Genomic DNA, 17800 nt, shown 5'->3' with positions numbered 1-17800 from the left:
GTTCCGCCTCACGAAAGGACGAACAGAGGCGTCCGAAAGTCGCTATGCGATGCGGGCGAGCAAGGCAATCAGCGCGACAAGCGCCGGGAGCGCCTGCACATAGAGTATTTTCCGGCTGGCCGTGACAGCACCAAAAATGCCGGCAATCAGCACGCAGGCCAGGAAAAAGAAGAGGACCGACACCCCCTGTTCCCCGAGCCATAATCCCCACAGTAAACCCGCAGCCAGAAAACCGTTATAAAGCCCCTGGTTCGCCGCCAGTACGCGGGTTTCACGGGCAAAGTCAGCACTCAGGTTAAAGGCTTTACGGCCTGTTTTTGTGTCCCACATAAACATTTCGAGGACCAGAATATAGAGGTGTATGGCGGCAACCACCACGACAAAGATATTGGCTATCACAAACGACCTTATTGAGTTGGAGAAGATGATGAGAAGTATAGAGAATTTTGGCGAAGGGTGAAGGGGTTACCACTCAGCCTGTTTTCTCCTGGCCCAGAAAATAACACGCTTTATGGTGGTATTCCTGTGCAGGGTAAAAGGCTTATGATGAACCTGTTTCTGAACGGAGAAAACGAAGATGCTGGTTTATGATGTTTTTGGCCGACATATTGGTGTCAGGCGCGAAGACGAGCGCTGGGTGGTATTCCGCGTTGATCTGACAGAGCAGAAATATTCCCGGCTTTACGGCGTTGTGATCCCCGATGAACTCACAGAGGATGAAATTCCAGGCTGGCTGGACGATATATTTCACGAAGCGGCAACGGCGCGTCATCCCGATGTGAAACGGATCCAATGACGTACCAGCTTCCAGACGTAATGAGCTGAGTACTTCAGATGACTTATGTCTACCAACATAAGGACGTGAGCATGGATTATGAGATGGTGGCGTTGTCGTGTACGACTTATATCATGGCTGTGTGGATGTTGTTACATGGCATCCGGGGGGCTCAGACAGGCGTGATTGTTGAAAGCAGGAAAGGCTCCCCGGTGAAAGATTACTATTACCGGGGTAATATTGGTTTTTACGTGAATGTCTTTTTTTATATCGTGGGGGGGACGTTTACGGTGGGTATCTCGACCTGTTTTTTGATGAAGGGATTAGGTTACTGGTAATTCTCGCGGCAGCATTCGGCGGCTTTGAGCGAGAAACGGAAGTACTGGCTAAAGACTCAGTGAACCCCAAGGCAGAAAAAATCAGATTAGAAACAAATGACATGCTAAAGACATTTGATTTTTTTTTCGTAACGGGTAGTCTTTGAAAATTGACAAATTTTCACTTAATTACAATAACGAGCCCTTTATGAACGACAATAACGAAATTGGTCACAGACTCATTGTTGTAATCCCGGATAAGACTGCTGAAGCTATGCGCGAAGCTCAGATGGCTCAAGAAGAGCCTGAGGAAAATTTTGTACTAAAAATTGCAAAATCCGTTTTCTCACTTTATGGCGAACCCTTTGCCGTCACTATGGGTAAACAAGCATTCGCACTAATACAAACAATAATGGACGCGATTAATAAAGGGGCTGATCTCACTACTCTCAGTTATTCTGAATCTAAAAAACTAAACCTCACGTTTTCACCGGGCCACCCACGAGAAAATGTTGTTTATGCGCAACATCCGGCTAACCCTTTAATGTACTACACTGCTAGCTCGTTTCATCGACAAGCGTTTGAGCATAAATTTGCAGAGGTGATAACACTTTTATCGAGTCTTGGTGCAAGGGAAATCAAGGTTGAACACGTCAGTGGTTGGAATCAAGAATTTTCTGCAGAAATAGGTATTTCAACACCCCAAGACTCCGCCAAAGTAGGCGTAGGAAAAAATGGCTCTGAAACATCAGCACTTCTTTTTGATGCAAAGCTCGCTGGGCATGACACTCCATCAATTCCGGACAATCTAACTTGGTACCCTCATGAGGCTCTGTGGCAAGCACTTGCTAACGCTCGAGTTGAAAACGGATTAAGAAATTTTAACCTATCACTCACTTATTCTGATGACTACGGGTTAAATGCTGATTTCAAGGCAACATTAAAAGGCACTGGATTAGACTTAGGCGGAAAATTTACAGAACACCAATCTACAGTTTGGAAAATAACCGGGATGTTTGGCTCGGCTTAGGTTTAAATATCAGTTTCAAGTAGGTGGCGGCCTATTAAACGTCAACAGGCCGCTAAGAGAGAGAAGCGGAAGATTAATGGGGCAACTATTTTCTTGGCTTCCTTTTCAGGAATAATTACCATGTAGCATAACTTTTGTTATCCTAACCACTTCTCCGGGTATATTGATCATATGCGAAAATTACAAAAATTAATTGCAGCCGAATATACCAACCCTCCACCTCAATCCAAACTATCTTCGACAGCGATACCTCGTATTGCATCAAAATGTCGAAAGGATGAAATTGCAGACGCACATATCCTCATAAAGCAGCTCAAAGCTGAGTTGGCCACTGTTCCTGATTGGGATGGAGATACACAGGATGACATCTGGAGAACCATCGAGCTGCTCAGAGCAATTTTGGCGAAGGTAAGATTATAAATGCCCCGGATGTCCGCTTCTGGCACACAGCGGACCGTCTGAAGGACGGTGAGTCTGCGATGAACGAAGAGGGGACGTAGGGGATAATCATCGTCGGGCATATCCGGGGAGTGCGCTACGTCAGCCTGACGCTTCTCTGGTCTCTCTGGCAGAGCAACGTCAGGTTAGCGACTCTTCGGATAACGGTTTATCAGCGTGTGTTAATTATGGGGCGGTCCAGCTGGACTGCCCGCTTATTTGCCCCTAACGCTCTCACCCGCAATCTCCTTGTCAGCGAGTCTGGCTAAGAATGATGCGATCGAATAAACGATCTCCCAGCCAGATGCGCATACCAATAAGCAGTTTGGCGAATTTCCCTGCTGCATAACGCGTTCGTGGTTTGTGGCTGGCCGCTGCGCGGGAGACCACATCCGCGATAACCGTTGGATCGCTGCCAGTGCCCTGTCCGTACGTGTTTTTAATCGATGTAGCCACCTTCTGGACAAGACGACCATAGGGACCACTGGCTGAACGTTTCACGATGCTTTCACTGGCCGTATCGCCAAAACCTGTCTCTATCACTCCCGGCTCCACGATTACAACCTTGATGCCGAATTCAGCAACCTCCAGGCGCAGGCAGTCTGACCATCCTTCAAACGCGTGTTTGGTGGCGTGATACCAGGCGCCCAGCAGGCTGTACATCTTCCCGCCCATCGAGGTGATGTTAATGATGTGGCCTGCTCGTCGGGCCCGCATCGCGGGTAGCAGCAGTTGCGTCAGCCGCGCCGCACCGAAGAGATTCACCTCAAACTGATAGCGTGCTTCATCTATCCCGATCTCTTCGACTGGCCCGTAAAGGCCAAATCCAGCGTTATTGACCAGTACATCCACACCCTTTGTCTGCGCCAGAATGGTCGCGACGCCGGAGACAATGTCTTCTTCTCTGGAGATATCCATCCGCAATGCGTGCGCGCCCAGGTGGGTGAGGTCAGCCATTTTCTCTACGTTTCTGGCGGCCACGTAGACCTGATAACCGTCTTCGATTAAACGACGGGCAATAGCCTTGCCCATGCCTGACGATGCGCCGGTGACCAGCGCGGTTTTCTTTTCCTGAGTAAACATAGACACCTCATTTCGTGAACTGAGGCCAGTGTGCCTGAGGGCAGGGTGCGATGAGCTTGCATAATGCGCCAGCCTTATTGCGAAACGCGCCATGAGATAAAGAGGACGCCTCGATCCTGAAAACGAGTGGAAGCGAACGGTTTTCAGTAAACCGTTTTAAGACAGGATTATGCTGTGCAGGTTTACGTAAAACGTAAGATCTCTCTGACCGTTTCCGGTGTCTGACCGGTCCAGGTCTGAAAGGCGCGATAAAACGATGTGGGATCTTCAAAACCCAGCAAGAACGCAATTTCGTAACCGGACAGACGGGTGTTGCCCAGATAATGGCGGGCCAGATCTTCCCGGCAACGGTTGACGAGGGCGCGGAAGTTTTCCCCCTCATCTTCGAGCCTGCGCTGAAGGGTACGCTTACTCATGCCCAGACGCGCAGCAGTCGTTTCTATGGTGGCGGCATTGCCAGGGATCAGTTCAAACAAAACGGCGCGGACTCTCTCTGCCATCGTGGCTGTTTCATTCAGTTCACTGAGGCGGCGACGGAGCTCGGGCTCAAACACGCGCCACATTCCTTCATTGAGGGTCAAAAAAGGGCGCAGGGTATCGGTGGCTGAAAAACGGATCGTCGGGCTTTCTCCCAGCTGTATTTCTGTGCCAAAGAAACGCGCGCAGTGGCGGCCTTGTGCCTCGTTAAGGTGTTGTGGAAGAACCACGCTCAGGGCATTCACCGGTTCACGCGTCGCCAGCCGAAGCAGACGCAGTAAAAATGCAAGCTCTGCAATCTGTAGAGACAAAGGCAGGACAAGTGGGGCCGACAGCCAGCGAGGCGATACGCACAAGACACCCGCTTCATCAACGAGGACGTCAAGCTCCATCGGGGCAATCAGTTGCTTATATCTGGCGAGACGTTGCACTGCCTGCATCATGTTGCTGCTGCACAGGGCGGCAAACAGCGGGGGATCAAATATGTCTGCGGAGACCCTTTCGACCAGGCGTAAGGGAAATGACGCGTCATTTGCTTCCTTCTCCAGTGCGAGCCAGAAACGGCAGTATTCTTCTGTCGTTAGCCCCCGCTCTGGCCTTGAAAACACATCGTCGGGTAGTCCGGCCCTGCGAAGGACTAGCCCTGGCTGGAGACCGGCGTCTTTTAGCAGTGCTTGCCAGCCAATATTGAGAGAAAAAGTGCGGTTACGGGCCATGGTCAGATCTCGGGACGATGAGGGTGTGAAGAGACGTGCAGGCAGTAGCATAGCCTGTCAGGTTGCCGGGTGACAGGCCAAATGCGCCATAAGTGCGGTCATATGCGCCAAACAACGATCTCTGCGCATATTCACCGTGTCAGGAAATATCGTCCGCTCTGAAGGACGGGAGTGTCATAAAGATGTTTTGCAGCCCTTCAGACCAGGCCGTACGGATGGCGTTGAAATAGGGATCATTCTCCGTGATCCGGTGCTGAGTGTCAGCATTCAGGCTGCCGCTACGATAGAGCAGGGTATCCAGCGGCAGCCCGACGGAAAGATTGCTGCGCAGCGTCGAGTCAATGGAGATCAATGCGCAACACATCGCCTGTTCCAGCGGAGTATCGATGTTCAGCACGCGGTCAATAATCGGCTTACCGTACTTGCTTTCGCCAATCTGGAAATAGGGCGTATCGCGCGTGGCCTCGATAAAATTGCCTTCCGGGTAGATATGAAACAGACGGTGCGTCTCTCCGGCGATTTGCCCGCCGAGAAGCAGGTTGCAGTTGAAGTTGGTATTACTGCAGTGCTGCTGATTACTGCTGTCACGCTGAATCACCTCCAGCAGCGTTTTGCCAATCAGCATGGCGGCATCGTACATCGAGGTCACCTGCATCAGGTTGGGTTCCTGTTGCGTGCGGATCCGCGCACTCAACAGGCTGATAACGCTCTGGGTTGTGGCCAGGTTGCCCGCAGATTGCAAAACCAGTACCCGCTCACCATCCTGATGGAAAACATGGAGTTTCTTAAAGGTTGCAATATGATCCACGCCAGCGTTTGTACGCGAATCTGAAGCAAATACCAGTCCATCTGACAAACACATAGCCACACAGTAGGTCATCTTTCTTACTTCCTGCCCTTATTGCTGCTGCGCTTTCTGGGACATCTCGCGCACTTCAGCATTGGTTAACATGATTTCCCCGCCGCCGCCCAGGCGTGTGCCACGTACCGGGCAGGCGTCAAGGTAGTCCAGACCCGTTGCCAGCTTCAGGTGCTGGTTCAGGTTTCGGGTGTTATTGGTGATATCGAACGATTTCCAGCGCCCGTTGAGCCAGACTTCCGCCCAGGCATGCATGGCAACGTGCTGCGCGTTATCACTGTAAACATAGCCGCTGACGTAACGCGCCGGGATCTCCAGTGCGCGGCAGCAGGCGAGAAAAACGTGCGTATGATCCTGGCATACCCCTTTCGCCCGCGCAAAAGCATCGGCGGCTGAGTCATGGACCTGGGTTGCGCCTGGCGAGTATGGCATTCTGAGGCGCAGGTCGGCCATTAAATCGTTCAGGCTGGCCTCTGCCTCATCATGCCGATAGTGCCGTTCAGCAAACTCGCGTATCTGCCCGTCGGCGCGGGTCAGCGGTGTGCTGCGCAGGAAGACCAGCGGCGAGAGCAACTCTGGTGCGTCAGGTGTGTCGTCCTCTTCCTCCGCAAGATCGACAATGCCGCTGGCACGAATAGTGATCTCTTTATGCGGGTTATCCAGCGTCAGGACGTGCAGAACGTTACCCCAGGCATCCGTCGTGGTGACTGCCGATCCCTCCGGCAGGCTTAACGTCCAGGAGGTGATTTTTTGACGTCCGCTACTGTGAGGCGTCAGGCGCAGATACTGGGTGGAAAACTTCACCTCTTCGTCATAGCCGTAGCGGGTCAGGTGATCGATGACAAGTTTCATAACGCCTCCAGATAGGTTTGTCTGATGCTGTCGGACAGGGCGTTGATCCGCCCCAGAAGCCCGTTCAGGTAGATTTGCAAATCCGAGCCTGCCAGGTCGCTGCGGGTACTAAAACGCAGGTCAACATTGAGCTGATGCGCCAGACGCAGCGGCAGGTGCGAACGATCGTTGGCGATCTGCTCCAGTTGCTGAACGAGATCAGAAATCGAGGCGCGCAGCGAGCGGGGCACATCGTTACGCAGGATCAGTAACTCCATTACCGTTTCACGGCTGACCGGCTGGCGGTAAATGCTGTTATAGGCTTCTCTGGCACTGACCGCGCTAAGCAGGGTATCCAGGCGATAGTATTCGCGCACCGAGTTGGGATCACTGCTGAGTTGCTGGTCTTTAATCAGCAAGAGCTGAGTCGTGGCATACGCCCGTTCAATCAAGGTTCCTATGCCGATAAAACTCAGCGCGTCATTGCGCAAAAGTGTGCCCAGCACCGCGCCACGAAACAGATGCACACGCTCTTTCACCCACTCGAAAAATCCATCCGTGCCCAGTTCGTTAATGCCCTGAGAGCGAAGCCGACGAAACTCAATGCGGGTGGCGTTAATACACTCCCAGACTTCCGCCGACAGGCTACCGCGTACGGCATGCGCATTGTTCCAGGCCATCTCAATGCAGTTATAAATGCTGCTGGGGTTGTTGCTGTCGAGAGCAAAAAAATTAAGCAGATTACTCATGGTGAAACGGGCATGGCGCGCCTGAAACAGCTCATGGGTCTGGGATAAATTGAGCGGCAGGGCCAGGTCTCGCGACTGCTGGCTGTGGCGCGGCATCATGGATAATTTCCAGGTGACATCCAGCACCCGGGCGTAACTTTCTGCGCGTTCGAGGTAACGCGCCATCCAGAACAGTTCACTGGCTGTGCGACTTAACATGATTCGCCATCCTCCATCACCCACGTATCTTTTGTGCCGCCGCCCTGCGACGAGTTAACCACCAGCGAGCCTTCCGTGAGTGCGACACGTGTCAGCCCACCGGGAACCAGGCGGATCTCCTGGCCGGAAAGCACGAAGGGCCGTAAATCAATGTGCCGTGGGGAAAGACCGTCCTCCACGAAGGTCGGGCACGTTGAGAGTGCCAGCGTATCCTGGGCAATATAGTTGGCCGGGTTTGTCAGCAGGCGCTGGCGAAACATCTCCCGCTCCTCTTTCGTCGAACGAGGACCAACCAGCATGCCGTAACCTCCCGCACCGTGTACTTCCTTCACCACCATCTGTTCCAGGTTGCTCAGGACGTAACGTAAATCTTCCGGCTTGCGACATTGCCAGGTGGGGATGTTGCTCAGAATGGGTTGTTCGCCCAGATAAAAACGGATCATCTCCGGGACGAAAGGGTAGATGGATTTGTCGTCAGCCACGCCCGTACCGATGGCGTTTGCCAGCACGACACCTCCGGCGCGGTAAACCGAAAGCAGGCCTGGCACGCCGAGCATTGAGTCGGCATGGAACGCCAGCGGGTCGAGGTACGCATCGTCAATACGCCGGTAAATCACGTCAACGCGTCGCGGACCCTCGGTCGTGCGCATATACACTGCGCCTGCTTTAATGAACAAATCCGCGCTTTCGACCAGCTCAACCCCCATCTGCTGGGCCAGAAAACTGTGCTCAAAATAGGCGCTGTTGAAGCGGCCTGGCGTCATCACGACCACGCAAGGATCGTCCACGGGCGAGCTTTCGCGCAGGGTTTGCAGCAAATAGCCGGGGTAGCGCTCGACAGGGGCAATATGATGTTGCTCGAACATCTCAGGATAGAGGCGCATCATCATTTTGCGGTTTTCGAGCATGTAGGAGACGCCAGACGGCGTGCGAAGATTATCCTCCAGCACGTAATACTGCCCGTCGTTATTACGCACCATGTCGACGCCAGTGATGTGAGCATAAACATTGTTTGGCAGGTTAATCCCTTGCATGCAGGGCTGATATTGCTCGTTCGCCAGTACCTGCTCTGCCGGAATAATTCCCGCCCGCAGAATATTTTGCTCGTGATAAATATCGTAAAGGAACGCGTTGAGGGCTTTTACGCGCTGGCGGATACCGCGATCGATTTTTTGCCACTCTCCGGCCGGAATAATGCGTGGCACGCTATCAAACGGAATTAACCGTTCTGTGCCTTCATCCTCACCATAGACATTAAAGGTGATGCCGATGCGGTGAAAAAGCAGTTCTGCCTGCTCTTTTTTCTGGCGGATAGAGAATTGGTCGGTGCTGCGAAACCATTGCCACCAGGCATCATAGTGCTGACGTTGCTGGCCGTCAGCCGTCAGCATCTCGTCATAATAATGCCCGTCAGGAAGCGTTATTTTTATCATGGCCGTCTCCACCGGTTGAACTTATTTTGGTCATCCCATGGAGAGATAAGCATAAATTATGCCAGGTCCCGGCTTGATATCTGAGGGTGCAATTCTGAGCAGAAATGTGATTGTTCGGTGCAGGCTATGCCGGTTTATGCGTCGTTCAGGCCAGATGGGCTGCACGAAAATGAAGCGGGGCGGTGTTTTCATGCACCGTTTGGTTGCCGGAATAAAAAAGGCCCCTGCGGCGTGCAGAGGCAAAACATGTCAGAGCTTACTTTTTATTAATTAAACACCATCCCACCATCAATCAGCAGCGATTGCCCGGTCATATAGTCTGAATCCGGGCTGGCTAAATAAGAGACGCAGGCCGCGACATCTTCAGGCTCGGACAACCGGCCGAGCGTAATACGTTTGGCAAACTCTGCTGTGCCATATCCCAGCGGTTTGCCCGCGGCCTCTGACACCTGACGGTCAATTTCTGCCCACATGGGCGTATTGACGATCCCTGGGCAGTAGCCATTCACGGTAATGCCGAGTGGCGCAAGATCACGCGCGGCCGTTTGCGTCAGCCCACGCACGGCGAATTTACTCGAACTGTAGACGGCCAGTTCAGGGTTGCCGACGTGTCCTGCCTGTGAACAGGCATTAATTATCTTGCCGCCATGCCCCTCTTTTTTGAAGGCTTCGGTTGCCGCCTGAATGCCCCAAATAACCCCTTTTACATTGATGTTGTAAACCTTATCGACGATTTCTGGCGTGATGGAGGCTATCGGCGTGGAGGGAGCAATCCCCGCATTGTTGACGATCACATCAAACCCACCCAGAGTTTTGCGGGCCTGCTCAACGGCAGCAAAGACCTGCGCGCGATCGGCGACATCCACTTTCACCGCCAGTGCTTTCCCGCCGTTGCGGTTAATTTCACTGGCAACGTCGTGGGCGGTATCGTCGTTATAATCAGCGATGGCGACGGCAAAACCGTCTTTCGCGAGACGCAGGGCGATGGCTTTCCCGATCCCCTGACCTGCACCTGTCACAAGGGCGATTTTTTTCATTTTCTTTTCCTTTTGTTGGGGTAATTCACAGTAGCTGGCTGAGATGAAGCTGACTCATCAGCAGCGGGTTGTCGCGGTAATCAACGGGGATCGCAACCACCGCCGGACCGTCGACATCCATCGCCGCACGCAGAGTGGGTTCGAGCATATCGGTACGTTCAACGGAGAAGCCTTTAGCCCCGAAGGCCTCGGCATAGCGTTTGAAATCCATAGGGCCAAAGGTGACGCCGGAGAGCCGCTGGTATTTTTTCTCTTCCTGGATCGCCACCATGTTGTAACCGTTGTCGACCCAGATGATATGCAGGATGTTGGCGTGCAGCCGCACGGCGGTTTCCAGCTCCATACTGGACTGCAGAAAACCACCATCGCCAGAAACAGAGACCACCTTGCGCTCTGGGTTGACCAGCCATGCGCCGATCGCCCAGGGCAGGGCGACGCCCATCGTCTGCTGGCCGTTAGAGATCATGACCTGGCGGGCGCGGAAGCTGTAGAGATAGCGGGCGATCCAGATATGAAAACTGCCCATATCCACCGTCAGCGTGACATCATTGTTGACGATGTCTTGCATGGCGCGAACGATCCGTAACGGATGGAGAGCAAACTGGTTAAGCTGCGCGCCGTGGCGGTTAAGCAGATCCCGCTGATGCTGGCGATCGATCAGAATTTCATTGGCCTGCGGGGAAAGCGTTAGCTTGTTTTCGATTCGGCGGGTGAGTTTTTTCAGCGTGCTGGCGATATCACCAATCAGCTCCAGATCCGGTGCGTAATAACGCTCTTCATAAGCGGGAAGTACATCAATATGGACGAGGGTCGCGTTGCCCTTATTCCACATTGCAGGTTCGTATTCGACCGGGCTATAGCCGATGCAGATAACCAGATCCGCCAGATGCAATAACCGATCGCCCGCCTGGTTATTAAACAATCCCACCCGGCCGGCAAAGCGCGAAAAGTGTTCCTGATGAACCGCCCCGGCGGCCTGATAGGTACTGGTAACCGGAATATGGCTTTTTTCCAGCAAGGGAGAGAGCGCAGCACAGTTTTCCGGCTGGCTGGCCATCAGTCCCAGAAGAATGATGGGGTTTTTCGCCCGCGCTATCATCCCCGCCACTTTGTTGATGGCCTCGTCCGGTGCTGCACCCATCTGCGGTGTCCCTGCCGCAGGCAGCGTATTCGCGCTAACAGGCATATCGATGACATCCTGCGGGAGACTAACAAACGCACTGCCAGGCCGTCCCTGTTCCGCTGAACGGAAGGCGTTTGATACCACTTCAGCCAGTGCCTCAGAGGAGGTCACTTCAACGGCATATTTTGTCACGGGGCTGAACATCGAAACCGTGTCCATACTCTGATGCACCAGCTTGGCTTTATCCGCACGTTTCACTGCGCCGCCCAGGGCGACGACCGGATCCCCCTCGCTGTTGGCAGTTGCCATCCCGGTGATCAGATTCGAGCACCCTGGACCTGAGGTGACTAACGCCACGCCCGCTTTTCCGGTGATACGCCCTACGGCGGCAGCCATAAAGGCGGCATTTGCTTCATGGCGAACGGGAATAATCCGGATCGACGAGTCGAGAAGCGAGTCAAATACCTTGTCGATTTTTGCTCCCGGAATACCAAATACCTGGCGAACCCCCTGCGCTTCAAGCTGGCTGACGACCAGGTCTGCGCCATGTGCCCACTGTTGTGGGGGATGTTGATTGTCCATTTTGGTTCTCCTAATTCTCAACGGCCCGGATGGCGGCATCGAGGTTGGCAGGATGCAAATCCGCCTGAAGAAAGGCGCTGTCTACGGGGAGGTCGATAAGCACTTTGTGGATTTCACCAAAGACCAGTTCCCCGTGGTCGAGCTGGTAATCCAGCAGGTGTCCGCCGCCCTGGCGATCGTCCGTAATAAAGTGTTCGTGATACCCCGCCACGTTAATACCCTGCATATGTTGCGGTGAGCGAAAACCGACCAGCGTCCCCTTGCGCTGGTGAAAACGGAACACGGGCTGGTAGTCCAGGACATCAGTCATGGCGCGATAGGGCGGTGTCTGACGCGGTACGGTACGGGTATGGGCGTGACGGAAATGACCGTCAATCCGTAAGGCGCAAAACAGGTTGTCTGAGGGAATTTGAGCGTCGACGATCGCGTGCAGTTGCTGACGGCTGACAGGATGGTCGAAGGTTTTGCGGTACTGTGGTGTGAACCAGGTCATCACCGCAAACGGTGATTTCTGATCCGGCCGGGCGGCGCGGGCGCTGCCATCAGCGCGAAGCTGGTAAACCTCGCTATTGAACGCGATTAATTCCCCGTCCAGTTCGTTAAATGTTCCCAGGCCAAAATCACCGTGGGTCAGCAGATCCGCGATGGTGGTTGTTCCCTCGTAGACACCGCTTAATAACGCGCTCATCAGTGAGTTTTGATAGAGAACGCTCTCAGGATGTTGGGCGGAGAAACTGCGCAGGGTTTCACACAGGCTCTCCTCACAGGTGCATTCAGAAGAGTGATGCATATTCCACCTCTTGATTCATCAACAGAAGATCCAGCGCCTGAATCGGGCGGCTGGTCATAACGAATCGATTATTCAAAACGTACTCGTAGCGGTGAGAAATAAGGTGAGAAGGCACGCTATTTCTCACGCCGCTGACTATTACGTTACTCGTCTAAAACAGGTTGGCAAATATTTCATGGGGTTCTTATTTCGTATTTTCTAATTAAATCCAGTAAAAACATGGCGTGAGATGGGTCGTTTACTTATATGCAACAGTCTGTTTATTTATTTGGCATTCTCATCGCCATCTTATTTCGTTAGATTCAAAAGACTCCTGGTTTCTGGTTGAAATGATGATGAATGAAAAACTGTCCACACCTCTTGTGGTGTTAATTGCGTGTCTCTCTGTTGGTGGACTGATTTCCACAGATATATTCCTACCCGCATTGGGTGAAATGCGATTTTTTTATAAAGTAACCGAAGCGCAAATACAGGATGCTATCGCGCTTTTTTTATTTGGTGTGGCGGTTTCACAACTGATTTACGGACCGTTGAGCGACAGCCTCGGGAGAAAGAAAACGTTAATCGCAGGGCTGCTTATTTGGCTTATTTCCACCGTCGGGGTGATTTACACGACGCACATTAATGAATTACTGGGCTTACGGTTATTGCAGGGGATAGGCTCATGCGCCGGTATCACCATTAGCCGGGCGATCATTAACGATATGATGGATAAAAAGTCTTCTGCGCAACTCTACCTGGTCATATTTCCGTTTGTGGGGATGTCACCTGCGATTGCGCCGATGATCGGCGGGATTTTGACTCAGCATTTCGGCTGGCGAGCATGTTTTATCTTTTTAACCCTCTTTATCCTGGTCACGCTGGTTCTCTGCTTTACAGCACTCCGTGAGACATTGCCGGTAGAAAAAAGACAAAAACTAAGTGTACTGACAGCAACAAAAAATACCGTTGATGTCGTGCGAAACCCAACCTTTCTCTTTTATGCCGCGATTCCCTGTTTTGCCTATGCGGCTTATTTTGCCTATATCGTCGAGTCGCCGTTTATGCTGGCGAAACTGGGTCTTTCCCCAGCTTATGTGGGTTATACCTATATTCTGCTCTCCGCCAGTTATGTCGCCGGGAATTTGACGGCCAAAAGGCGTTCACGGCGCGAGGGTATTGAAGAGACGATCCGTCAGGGATACCGCATTTTTGTGCTGGGGGGGATGATTTTTGCCTTGCAGATGTATGTGAGTCCATTTCCCCTGCCGACGACGATTATCGCTATTTCCATTCTGACCTTTGGCAACGGCTTTTTGCTGCCGTTGGGGACGGCATCAGCTATTGCCGCCCATCCGCAGGCCTCCGGGACGGCATCTGGTGTGATGGGAGCACTGCAACTCGGGAGTGCTGCCATTGCCACTTTTTTAATTGGCAAACTGTCCGCCCATGCACCAGGAATGACCGCCCTGATCATCGCATGTGTGTGTGTATTCGGTTTTCTCGTTTATGTGTTGGGTCAATCTTCATTTATGCAATTTGTCTCTAACAAGGAGAGTAAGATCAATGATTAATAATATCGATGTCACATTACGGGATGGTGGTTATCAGAATGGTTTCCACTTTCCGACAGACTACGCCATTAAACATGTTCAGGCGCTGGTGGAAAGCGGCGTTGAGTGGGTTGAAATAGGTTATCGGAACGGGTCTTTTAAGCCGATCCCTAATATTGGTATTACGGGGATGTCACCCGATGACTATATTCAGCAGATTCACCATGCCGTACCGGATGCTAAATTAGTGGTGATTGCCCATCCGCACAATATTAATCACGATGATGTGGTTCGTATGAAAATGCACGGTGTGAGTCTGCTCAGGATCTGTATTAAAACAGATAATCCACAACCGGCATTGGCATTATGCGAATTTGCCAAAATGAGTGGGTTACGTGTGAGTATGAATTTCACTCGTGCCAGCCAAATTAATGTTAATACGCTTATTGATGTGGCTGCACAATGCGAAAAAGCCGGGGCCGATATTATCTGTATCGCCGATTCAAATGGCAGCTTACGCCCGGAACAGACATCGCGGCTGGTCAACGTCCTTAAATGCACCACGCGTGTGGACGTGGGTTTCCACGCGCATGACAACCTGGGGCTGGCGATGGCAAATGCGATTGAGGCTGTCAAAGCCGGGGCAACGTTTATCGACAGTTCATTAACCGGAATGGGAAAAGGCGCGGGCAATCTCGCCATGGAGACCTGGCTTGCCCTGTGCAATTTCAACAGCGGCGCTGACATTTATCAGACGGAAGTGATCTTCAGACAGGTTCAACAGCTTCAGTCTCAGGCCTGTTTTAATGCTTCGCACCGCAGCGTGGTGGACATGATCCTCGGGGTGAAAAACCTGAGCGTGGACTACCGCAAAATGATTGAGGAGAAACTTTCCGAAGATCTCAGCAACACCTTTACGGCCATTGATCACGTTATTACCGGGACGGCAGCATGAAAAAGCGGGAGGCCATTATTCTCGCCCCGGTGATGCCCGTCTGGGATGAAGGGCAGTTTTGCGCGCCACTGGTTACGTTGCTGGTGGCAAAGGGGTATCACGTCACCGTTATTGATACGTTGACCCTGATTCAGGATGCCTCACCAGAGAGGGCGGTTGAGGCTCTCTGTCAGGCGTTGAATGCCCGGTTCCAGTCTCCCTATCTGCTGGTGGGGTTCGCCATGGCGGGTACGTTAGTCCAGCTGTTGGCTCCGCAGCTGCACGGCCTCAGTGGTGTGATATCTGTCAGTGCGCCGGGTTTTGCGGATGAACAACTCAACACGCGTCTGGGCGAGCTTGTCTCGCTGTTGGAGGAGGGCGAGGTTGAGCATGCGGTGGACGTTCTGCATCAATTCGTTGTCCCTGAAGGACAAGCCGCCCCGGAGGGGCGTTTCACGTTGCCTGACGCGGCGAAAGCCTCTGCCATTCAGCGGATGTTGACCGGATTTGCCTTGCTACTGAACATGGACGCTCGCGCCGCCATTGCTCGCTATAACGGGAAATACCTTGCCATCGTGGGGGATAAATCTCAGCTGGCGTCCTGGGAAAACCAAACCCATAGCACCCAACCGACACACCTCTACAGGCGCATCCCGAAAGCGGGTATGCGCCCATGGAATGACAATCCCGCAGCGATGAATGCCTTACTTAACGAATGGGTCGACACACTATGAAAAAAAATGTGCTGGTGTTACCGGGCGATGGAATTGGTCAGGAGGTTTGCGAGGCTGCGCTACCTGTTATCAGTGCTATGGATCTTCCCATTACGCTCACCTTTGGCGAGATTGGCTGGGCATGCTGGACGCGGGAGGGAAACCCCGTACCAAACCAAACCTGGGAAAAAATCGCCGGGGCAGACGCGGTGCTGCTTGGCGCAATAACCAGTAAAGGGAAAGCGCAGGCGCAGCAGGCTTTACCTCTGCCTCTCCAGCAGAAAGGTATCGAGTATGTTTCGCCGGTGATCCAGCTCCGCCAGAAACTGGGGCTGTTTGCCAATATCCGCCCGGTGAAATATGTCGCAGGGGATCGACGTCCTTTTCGCTGCTGCGTGATTCGGGAAAACACAGAAGGTTTGTACGCCGGGATGGATTTTAAAGGGGTTAGACCGGCGGTTTCCGGCTGGCTGAAGCACCCTAATCTGGACAAGTATGGCCCGGAAGAGGCTGCCTGGACGGTTCGTCTGCAAACCCGTTATGGACTGGAGCGCCTGTTTCAGACGGCCTTTGAGTATGCCCGTAAGCACCACTTTACCCGCGTCACATTTGCCGATAAACCCAATGTGATGCGCGAGAGTGGTCACTTTGCGGGAAGCATTTTCCATGAGGTGGCTGCGCGTTTTCCTGAGATCACGGCAGATATCCATAATGTCGATGCCATTGCCCTCTGGCTGGTGCGTAAGCCCCATGAGTTCGGCGTGATTGTCGCAGAAAATATGTTTGGGGATATTTTGTCCGACTTAGCCGCAGGGGTGATGGGCGGTTTAGGCCTTGCACCAAGCGCCAATATTGGCAGCCATGTTGCCTACTTTGAGCCAGTACATGGCAGCGCGCCAGGGATGGCTGGACAGGGGAAAGCCAACCCGTGTGCCATGTTTTACACCATTGCACTGATGCTGGAGTATCTGGGCTTTGAGTCACAAGCCGAAAAACTTCAGCATGCGGTTGACCGGGTGGTTCGGGACGGGAAAGTGGCTACCTACGATTTGGGAGGGACGGCATCCACACGGGAAATGGCGCAGGACATCATCCGGGAACTGCTTCACCCGGCGCTCGGGAAAACGGCCAGCGTGATCACCATCGGTGATGAACTGTTGTCCGGGCAATACCCGAACAGCAATCAGCAGCACATCAGCCAGCGGCTTGAGGCGGCGCAGCATCAGGTGAGATTTCAGGCGTCCTGCGCGGACAACATTGCCCAGATCAGCACTCTGATAACCTCGCGTATCGGACAGGACGATCTCATTGTCATTTGCGGCGGGCTTGGCCCCACCTCCGACGATAAAACCCGCGAGGCGGTGGCACAGTCTCTCGGCAGGCCCTTAATTTATGATGAGGATGTCTGGGCCACTATTCAGGCGCAGCTCAAGGCGTTTGGGGTGAAAAACGATCCGTCTAACCGCCAACAGGCCAGATTTCCCGACGGCGTTAGCGTTCTGGATAACCCGTCCGGTACGGCCCCTGGGTTTTACACCAGCATAGCCGGCAGCCAGGTGGTGGTTCTGCCTGGTCCTCCTTCTCAGGCGTTGCCTATGCTTGATGGCCTGTTATCAGGCCGCGAGCACAGCGAACCGGCAAAGACAACATCCACCTGGACGCTGATTGGAATCAGCGAAAGCGAGGTTGGCTCAATCGTGAGCGGCTTAGTCTCTTCGACGGCGTGGGATGTGCATTTTTTATGGAAAAGTCCCTATGTGATTGTGCAAATAGAAACGCCGGAACACAGCCCGTTACCACTTCCGGTGCGGCAAAGTCTGGATCGGGCACTACGTCCGTATCTGGTGAGTAAACGTAACAAAACGGCGAGTGAGATATTGCAGAACGCCTGCAACGTTCGCTGGCAGACGGCCGATGCGGAGCTGTCGTCTTATTTGCCAGTGGCCAGAAAAAAGGCGGGAAGTGAGCCTGTGCTTTGCATCGACGTTGCGGTTAACCCCCCTCTGGTCGACGTGCTGGAGAGTGATACACGGCTGGGGCAAATGACGATGTCGGTCCACCATCAGGATGGCAAGAAACACCAGATGACCTTTCCCCTGAATAAAGCACTTCTGGCGCAAACCCTGCCTGAGTACGCGGCCTGGTGCGTACTGAAAACCCTGACAATGCAAAATGGATGAGAC

At 53.0% G+C, this 17800-nt stretch carries 18 protein-coding genes; 8 read left to right on the top strand and 10 right to left on the bottom strand.

Annotated features, from left to right (window positions below; translation table 11 throughout):
• Positions 1–42: 42 nt before the first annotated feature.
• Complete coding sequence (locus HV346_RS14415) at positions 43–399, bottom strand: DUF1304 domain-containing protein (RefSeq protein ID WP_181620001.1); 357 nt, start codon at positions 397–399, stop codon at positions 43–45.
• Between the two features lie 178 nt (positions 400–577).
• On the opposite strand from HV346_RS14415, the gene HV346_RS14410 reads away from it, so the two are divergent.
• The 4 genes from HV346_RS14410 (at position 578) to HV346_RS14395 (ending at position 2542) form a co-directional block, all read left to right on the top strand.
• A complete protein-coding gene (locus tag HV346_RS14410) occupies positions 578–796 on the top strand; it encodes a hypothetical protein (RefSeq protein WP_181620000.1) in 219 nt (72 codons plus the stop codon).
• A 71-nt stretch (positions 797–867) separates the two neighbouring features.
• Positions 868–1113: a hypothetical protein gene (locus tag HV346_RS14405; protein ID WP_181619999.1), complete on the top strand. Its 246-nt coding sequence runs from the start codon at positions 868–870 to the stop codon at positions 1111–1113.
• Between the two features lie 187 nt (positions 1114–1300).
• Positions 1301–2122, top strand: a complete 822-nt coding sequence (locus HV346_RS14400) for a hypothetical protein (RefSeq protein ID WP_110296330.1) — start codon at positions 1301–1303, stop codon at positions 2120–2122.
• 171 nt (positions 2123–2293) lie between these two features.
• The gene (locus HV346_RS14395) at positions 2294–2542 is read left to right on the top strand and encodes a hypothetical protein (protein WP_181619998.1); all 249 of its coding nucleotides are present in this window, start codon (positions 2294–2296) and stop codon (positions 2540–2542) included.
• 270 nt (positions 2543–2812) lie between these two features.
• Here HV346_RS14395 and HV346_RS14390 read toward each other — a convergent pair whose 3' ends face one another.
• From HV346_RS14390 to budA, 9 genes are all read right to left on the bottom strand, one after another.
• Positions 2813–3643 carry an oxidoreductase gene (locus tag HV346_RS14390; protein ID WP_181619997.1) on the bottom strand — a complete coding sequence of 277 codons (831 nt, stop codon included), beginning with the start codon at positions 3641–3643 and terminating at the stop codon, positions 2813–2815.
• Positions 3644–3825: 182 nt separating this feature from the next.
• Positions 3826–4836, bottom strand: a complete 1011-nt coding sequence (locus HV346_RS14385) for an AraC family transcriptional regulator (protein WP_181619996.1) — start codon at positions 4834–4836, stop codon at positions 3826–3828.
• A 139-nt stretch (positions 4837–4975) separates the two neighbouring features.
• Complete coding sequence (locus tag HV346_RS14380; protein WP_181619995.1) at positions 4976–5716, bottom strand: proteasome-type protease; 741 nt, start codon at positions 5714–5716, stop codon at positions 4976–4978.
• 18 nt (positions 5717–5734) lie between these two features.
• Complete coding sequence (locus HV346_RS14375) at positions 5735–6547, bottom strand: transglutaminase family protein (protein ID WP_181619994.1); 813 nt, start codon at positions 6545–6547, stop codon at positions 5735–5737.
• Positions 6544–7473: an alpha-E domain-containing protein gene (locus tag HV346_RS14370; protein ID WP_181619993.1), complete on the bottom strand. Its 930-nt coding sequence runs from the start codon at positions 7471–7473 to the stop codon at positions 6544–6546. The genes HV346_RS14375 and HV346_RS14370 overlap by 4 nt, the downstream gene beginning before the upstream one ends.
• Positions 7467–8906, bottom strand: coding sequence for a circularly permuted type 2 ATP-grasp protein (locus HV346_RS14365; protein WP_181619992.1), 1440 nt, complete (start codon positions 8904–8906; stop codon positions 7467–7469). Before HV346_RS14365 ends, HV346_RS14370 begins: the two co-directional genes overlap by 7 nt.
• Positions 8907–9172: 266 nt before the next feature.
• A complete protein-coding gene (locus tag HV346_RS14360; RefSeq protein ID WP_181619991.1) occupies positions 9173–9943 on the bottom strand; it encodes a (S)-acetoin forming diacetyl reductase in 771 nt (256 codons plus the stop codon).
• Between the two features lie 25 nt (positions 9944–9968).
• On the bottom strand, positions 9969–11648 hold the full coding sequence (gene alsS / locus HV346_RS14355) for an acetolactate synthase AlsS (protein WP_181619990.1): 1680 nt from the start codon (positions 11646–11648) through the stop codon (positions 9969–9971).
• Positions 11649–11658: 10 nt separating this feature from the next.
• Positions 11659–12438 (bottom strand): acetolactate decarboxylase, encoded by a 780-nt coding sequence (gene budA, locus HV346_RS14350; protein ID WP_181619989.1) that lies wholly within the window; start codon positions 12436–12438, stop codon positions 11659–11661.
• A gap of 329 nt (positions 12439–12767) precedes the next feature.
• On the opposite strand from budA, the gene HV346_RS14345 reads away from it, so the two are divergent.
• From HV346_RS14345 to HV346_RS14330, 4 genes are read left to right on the top strand one after another with little or no spacing between them, the layout of a single operon-like run.
• Positions 12768–13991 carry a multidrug effflux MFS transporter gene (locus HV346_RS14345; protein ID WP_346010417.1) on the top strand — a complete coding sequence of 408 codons (1224 nt, stop codon included), beginning with the start codon at positions 12768–12770 and terminating at the stop codon, positions 13989–13991.
• Positions 13984–14925, top strand: coding sequence for a 3-hydroxy-3-methylglutaryl-CoA lyase (locus HV346_RS14340; RefSeq protein ID WP_181619988.1), 942 nt, complete (start codon positions 13984–13986; stop codon positions 14923–14925). Before HV346_RS14345 ends, HV346_RS14340 begins: the two co-directional genes overlap by 8 nt.
• Positions 14922–15638: a hypothetical protein gene (locus HV346_RS14335; RefSeq protein ID WP_181619987.1), complete on the top strand. Its 717-nt coding sequence runs from the start codon at positions 14922–14924 to the stop codon at positions 15636–15638. The genes HV346_RS14340 and HV346_RS14335 overlap by 4 nt, the downstream gene beginning before the upstream one ends.
• A complete protein-coding gene (locus tag HV346_RS14330; protein ID WP_181619986.1) occupies positions 15635–17797 on the top strand; it encodes an isocitrate/isopropylmalate dehydrogenase family protein in 2163 nt (720 codons plus the stop codon). The genes HV346_RS14335 and HV346_RS14330 overlap by 4 nt, the downstream gene beginning before the upstream one ends.
• The last annotated feature ends 3 nt before the right edge of the window (positions 17798–17800 follow it).

The sequence above is a fragment of the Enterobacter sp. RHBSTW-00994 genome (assembly GCF_013782625.1).
Lineage (GTDB): Bacteria > Pseudomonadota > Gammaproteobacteria > Enterobacterales > Enterobacteriaceae > Enterobacter.
Note: the sequence above shows the minus strand (reverse complement) of the source record. Positions and strands in the feature narration are given on the sequence as shown.

Excerpts from the sequence above, each read along its gene's own strand:
- HV346_RS14400 (WP_110296330.1), top strand. The coding sequence starts at position 1,301 with ATGAACGACAATAACGAAATTGGTCACAGACTCATTGTTGTAATCCCG.
- HV346_RS14370 (WP_181619993.1), bottom strand. The coding sequence starts at position 7,473 with ATGTTAAGTCGCACAGCCAGTGAACTGTTCTGGATGGCGCGTTACCTC.
- HV346_RS14395 (WP_181619998.1), top strand. The coding sequence starts at position 2,294 with ATGCGAAAATTACAAAAATTAATTGCAGCCGAATATACCAACCCTCCA.
- HV346_RS14405 (WP_181619999.1), top strand. The coding sequence starts at position 868 with ATGGATTATGAGATGGTGGCGTTGTCGTGTACGACTTATATCATGGCT.
- HV346_RS14340 (WP_181619988.1), top strand. The coding sequence starts at position 13,984 with ATGATTAATAATATCGATGTCACATTACGGGATGGTGGTTATCAGAAT.
- HV346_RS14385 (WP_181619996.1), bottom strand. The coding sequence starts at position 4,836 with ATGGCCCGTAACCGCACTTTTTCTCTCAATATTGGCTGGCAAGCACTG.
- HV346_RS14345 (WP_346010417.1), top strand. The coding sequence starts at position 12,768 with ATGATGATGAATGAAAAACTGTCCACACCTCTTGTGGTGTTAATTGCG.
- HV346_RS14360 (WP_181619991.1), bottom strand. The coding sequence starts at position 9,943 with ATGAAAAAAATCGCCCTTGTGACAGGTGCAGGTCAGGGGATCGGGAAA.
- HV346_RS14365 (WP_181619992.1), bottom strand. The coding sequence starts at position 8,906 with ATGATAAAAATAACGCTTCCTGACGGGCATTATTATGACGAGATGCTG.
- HV346_RS14335 (WP_181619987.1), top strand. The coding sequence starts at position 14,922 with ATGAAAAAGCGGGAGGCCATTATTCTCGCCCCGGTGATGCCCGTCTGG.
- HV346_RS14410 (WP_181620000.1), top strand. The coding sequence starts at position 578 with ATGCTGGTTTATGATGTTTTTGGCCGACATATTGGTGTCAGGCGCGAA.
- alsS (WP_181619990.1), bottom strand. The coding sequence starts at position 11,648 with ATGGACAATCAACATCCCCCACAACAGTGGGCACATGGCGCAGACCTG.
- HV346_RS14380 (WP_181619995.1), bottom strand. The coding sequence starts at position 5,716 with ATGACCTACTGTGTGGCTATGTGTTTGTCAGATGGACTGGTATTTGCT.
- HV346_RS14390 (WP_181619997.1), bottom strand. The coding sequence starts at position 3,643 with ATGTTTACTCAGGAAAAGAAAACCGCGCTGGTCACCGGCGCATCGTCA.
- HV346_RS14375 (WP_181619994.1), bottom strand. The coding sequence starts at position 6,547 with ATGAAACTTGTCATCGATCACCTGACCCGCTACGGCTATGACGAAGAG.
- budA (WP_181619989.1), bottom strand. The coding sequence starts at position 12,438 with ATGCATCACTCTTCTGAATGCACCTGTGAGGAGAGCCTGTGTGAAACC.
- HV346_RS14330 (WP_181619986.1), top strand. The coding sequence starts at position 15,635 with ATGAAAAAAAATGTGCTGGTGTTACCGGGCGATGGAATTGGTCAGGAG.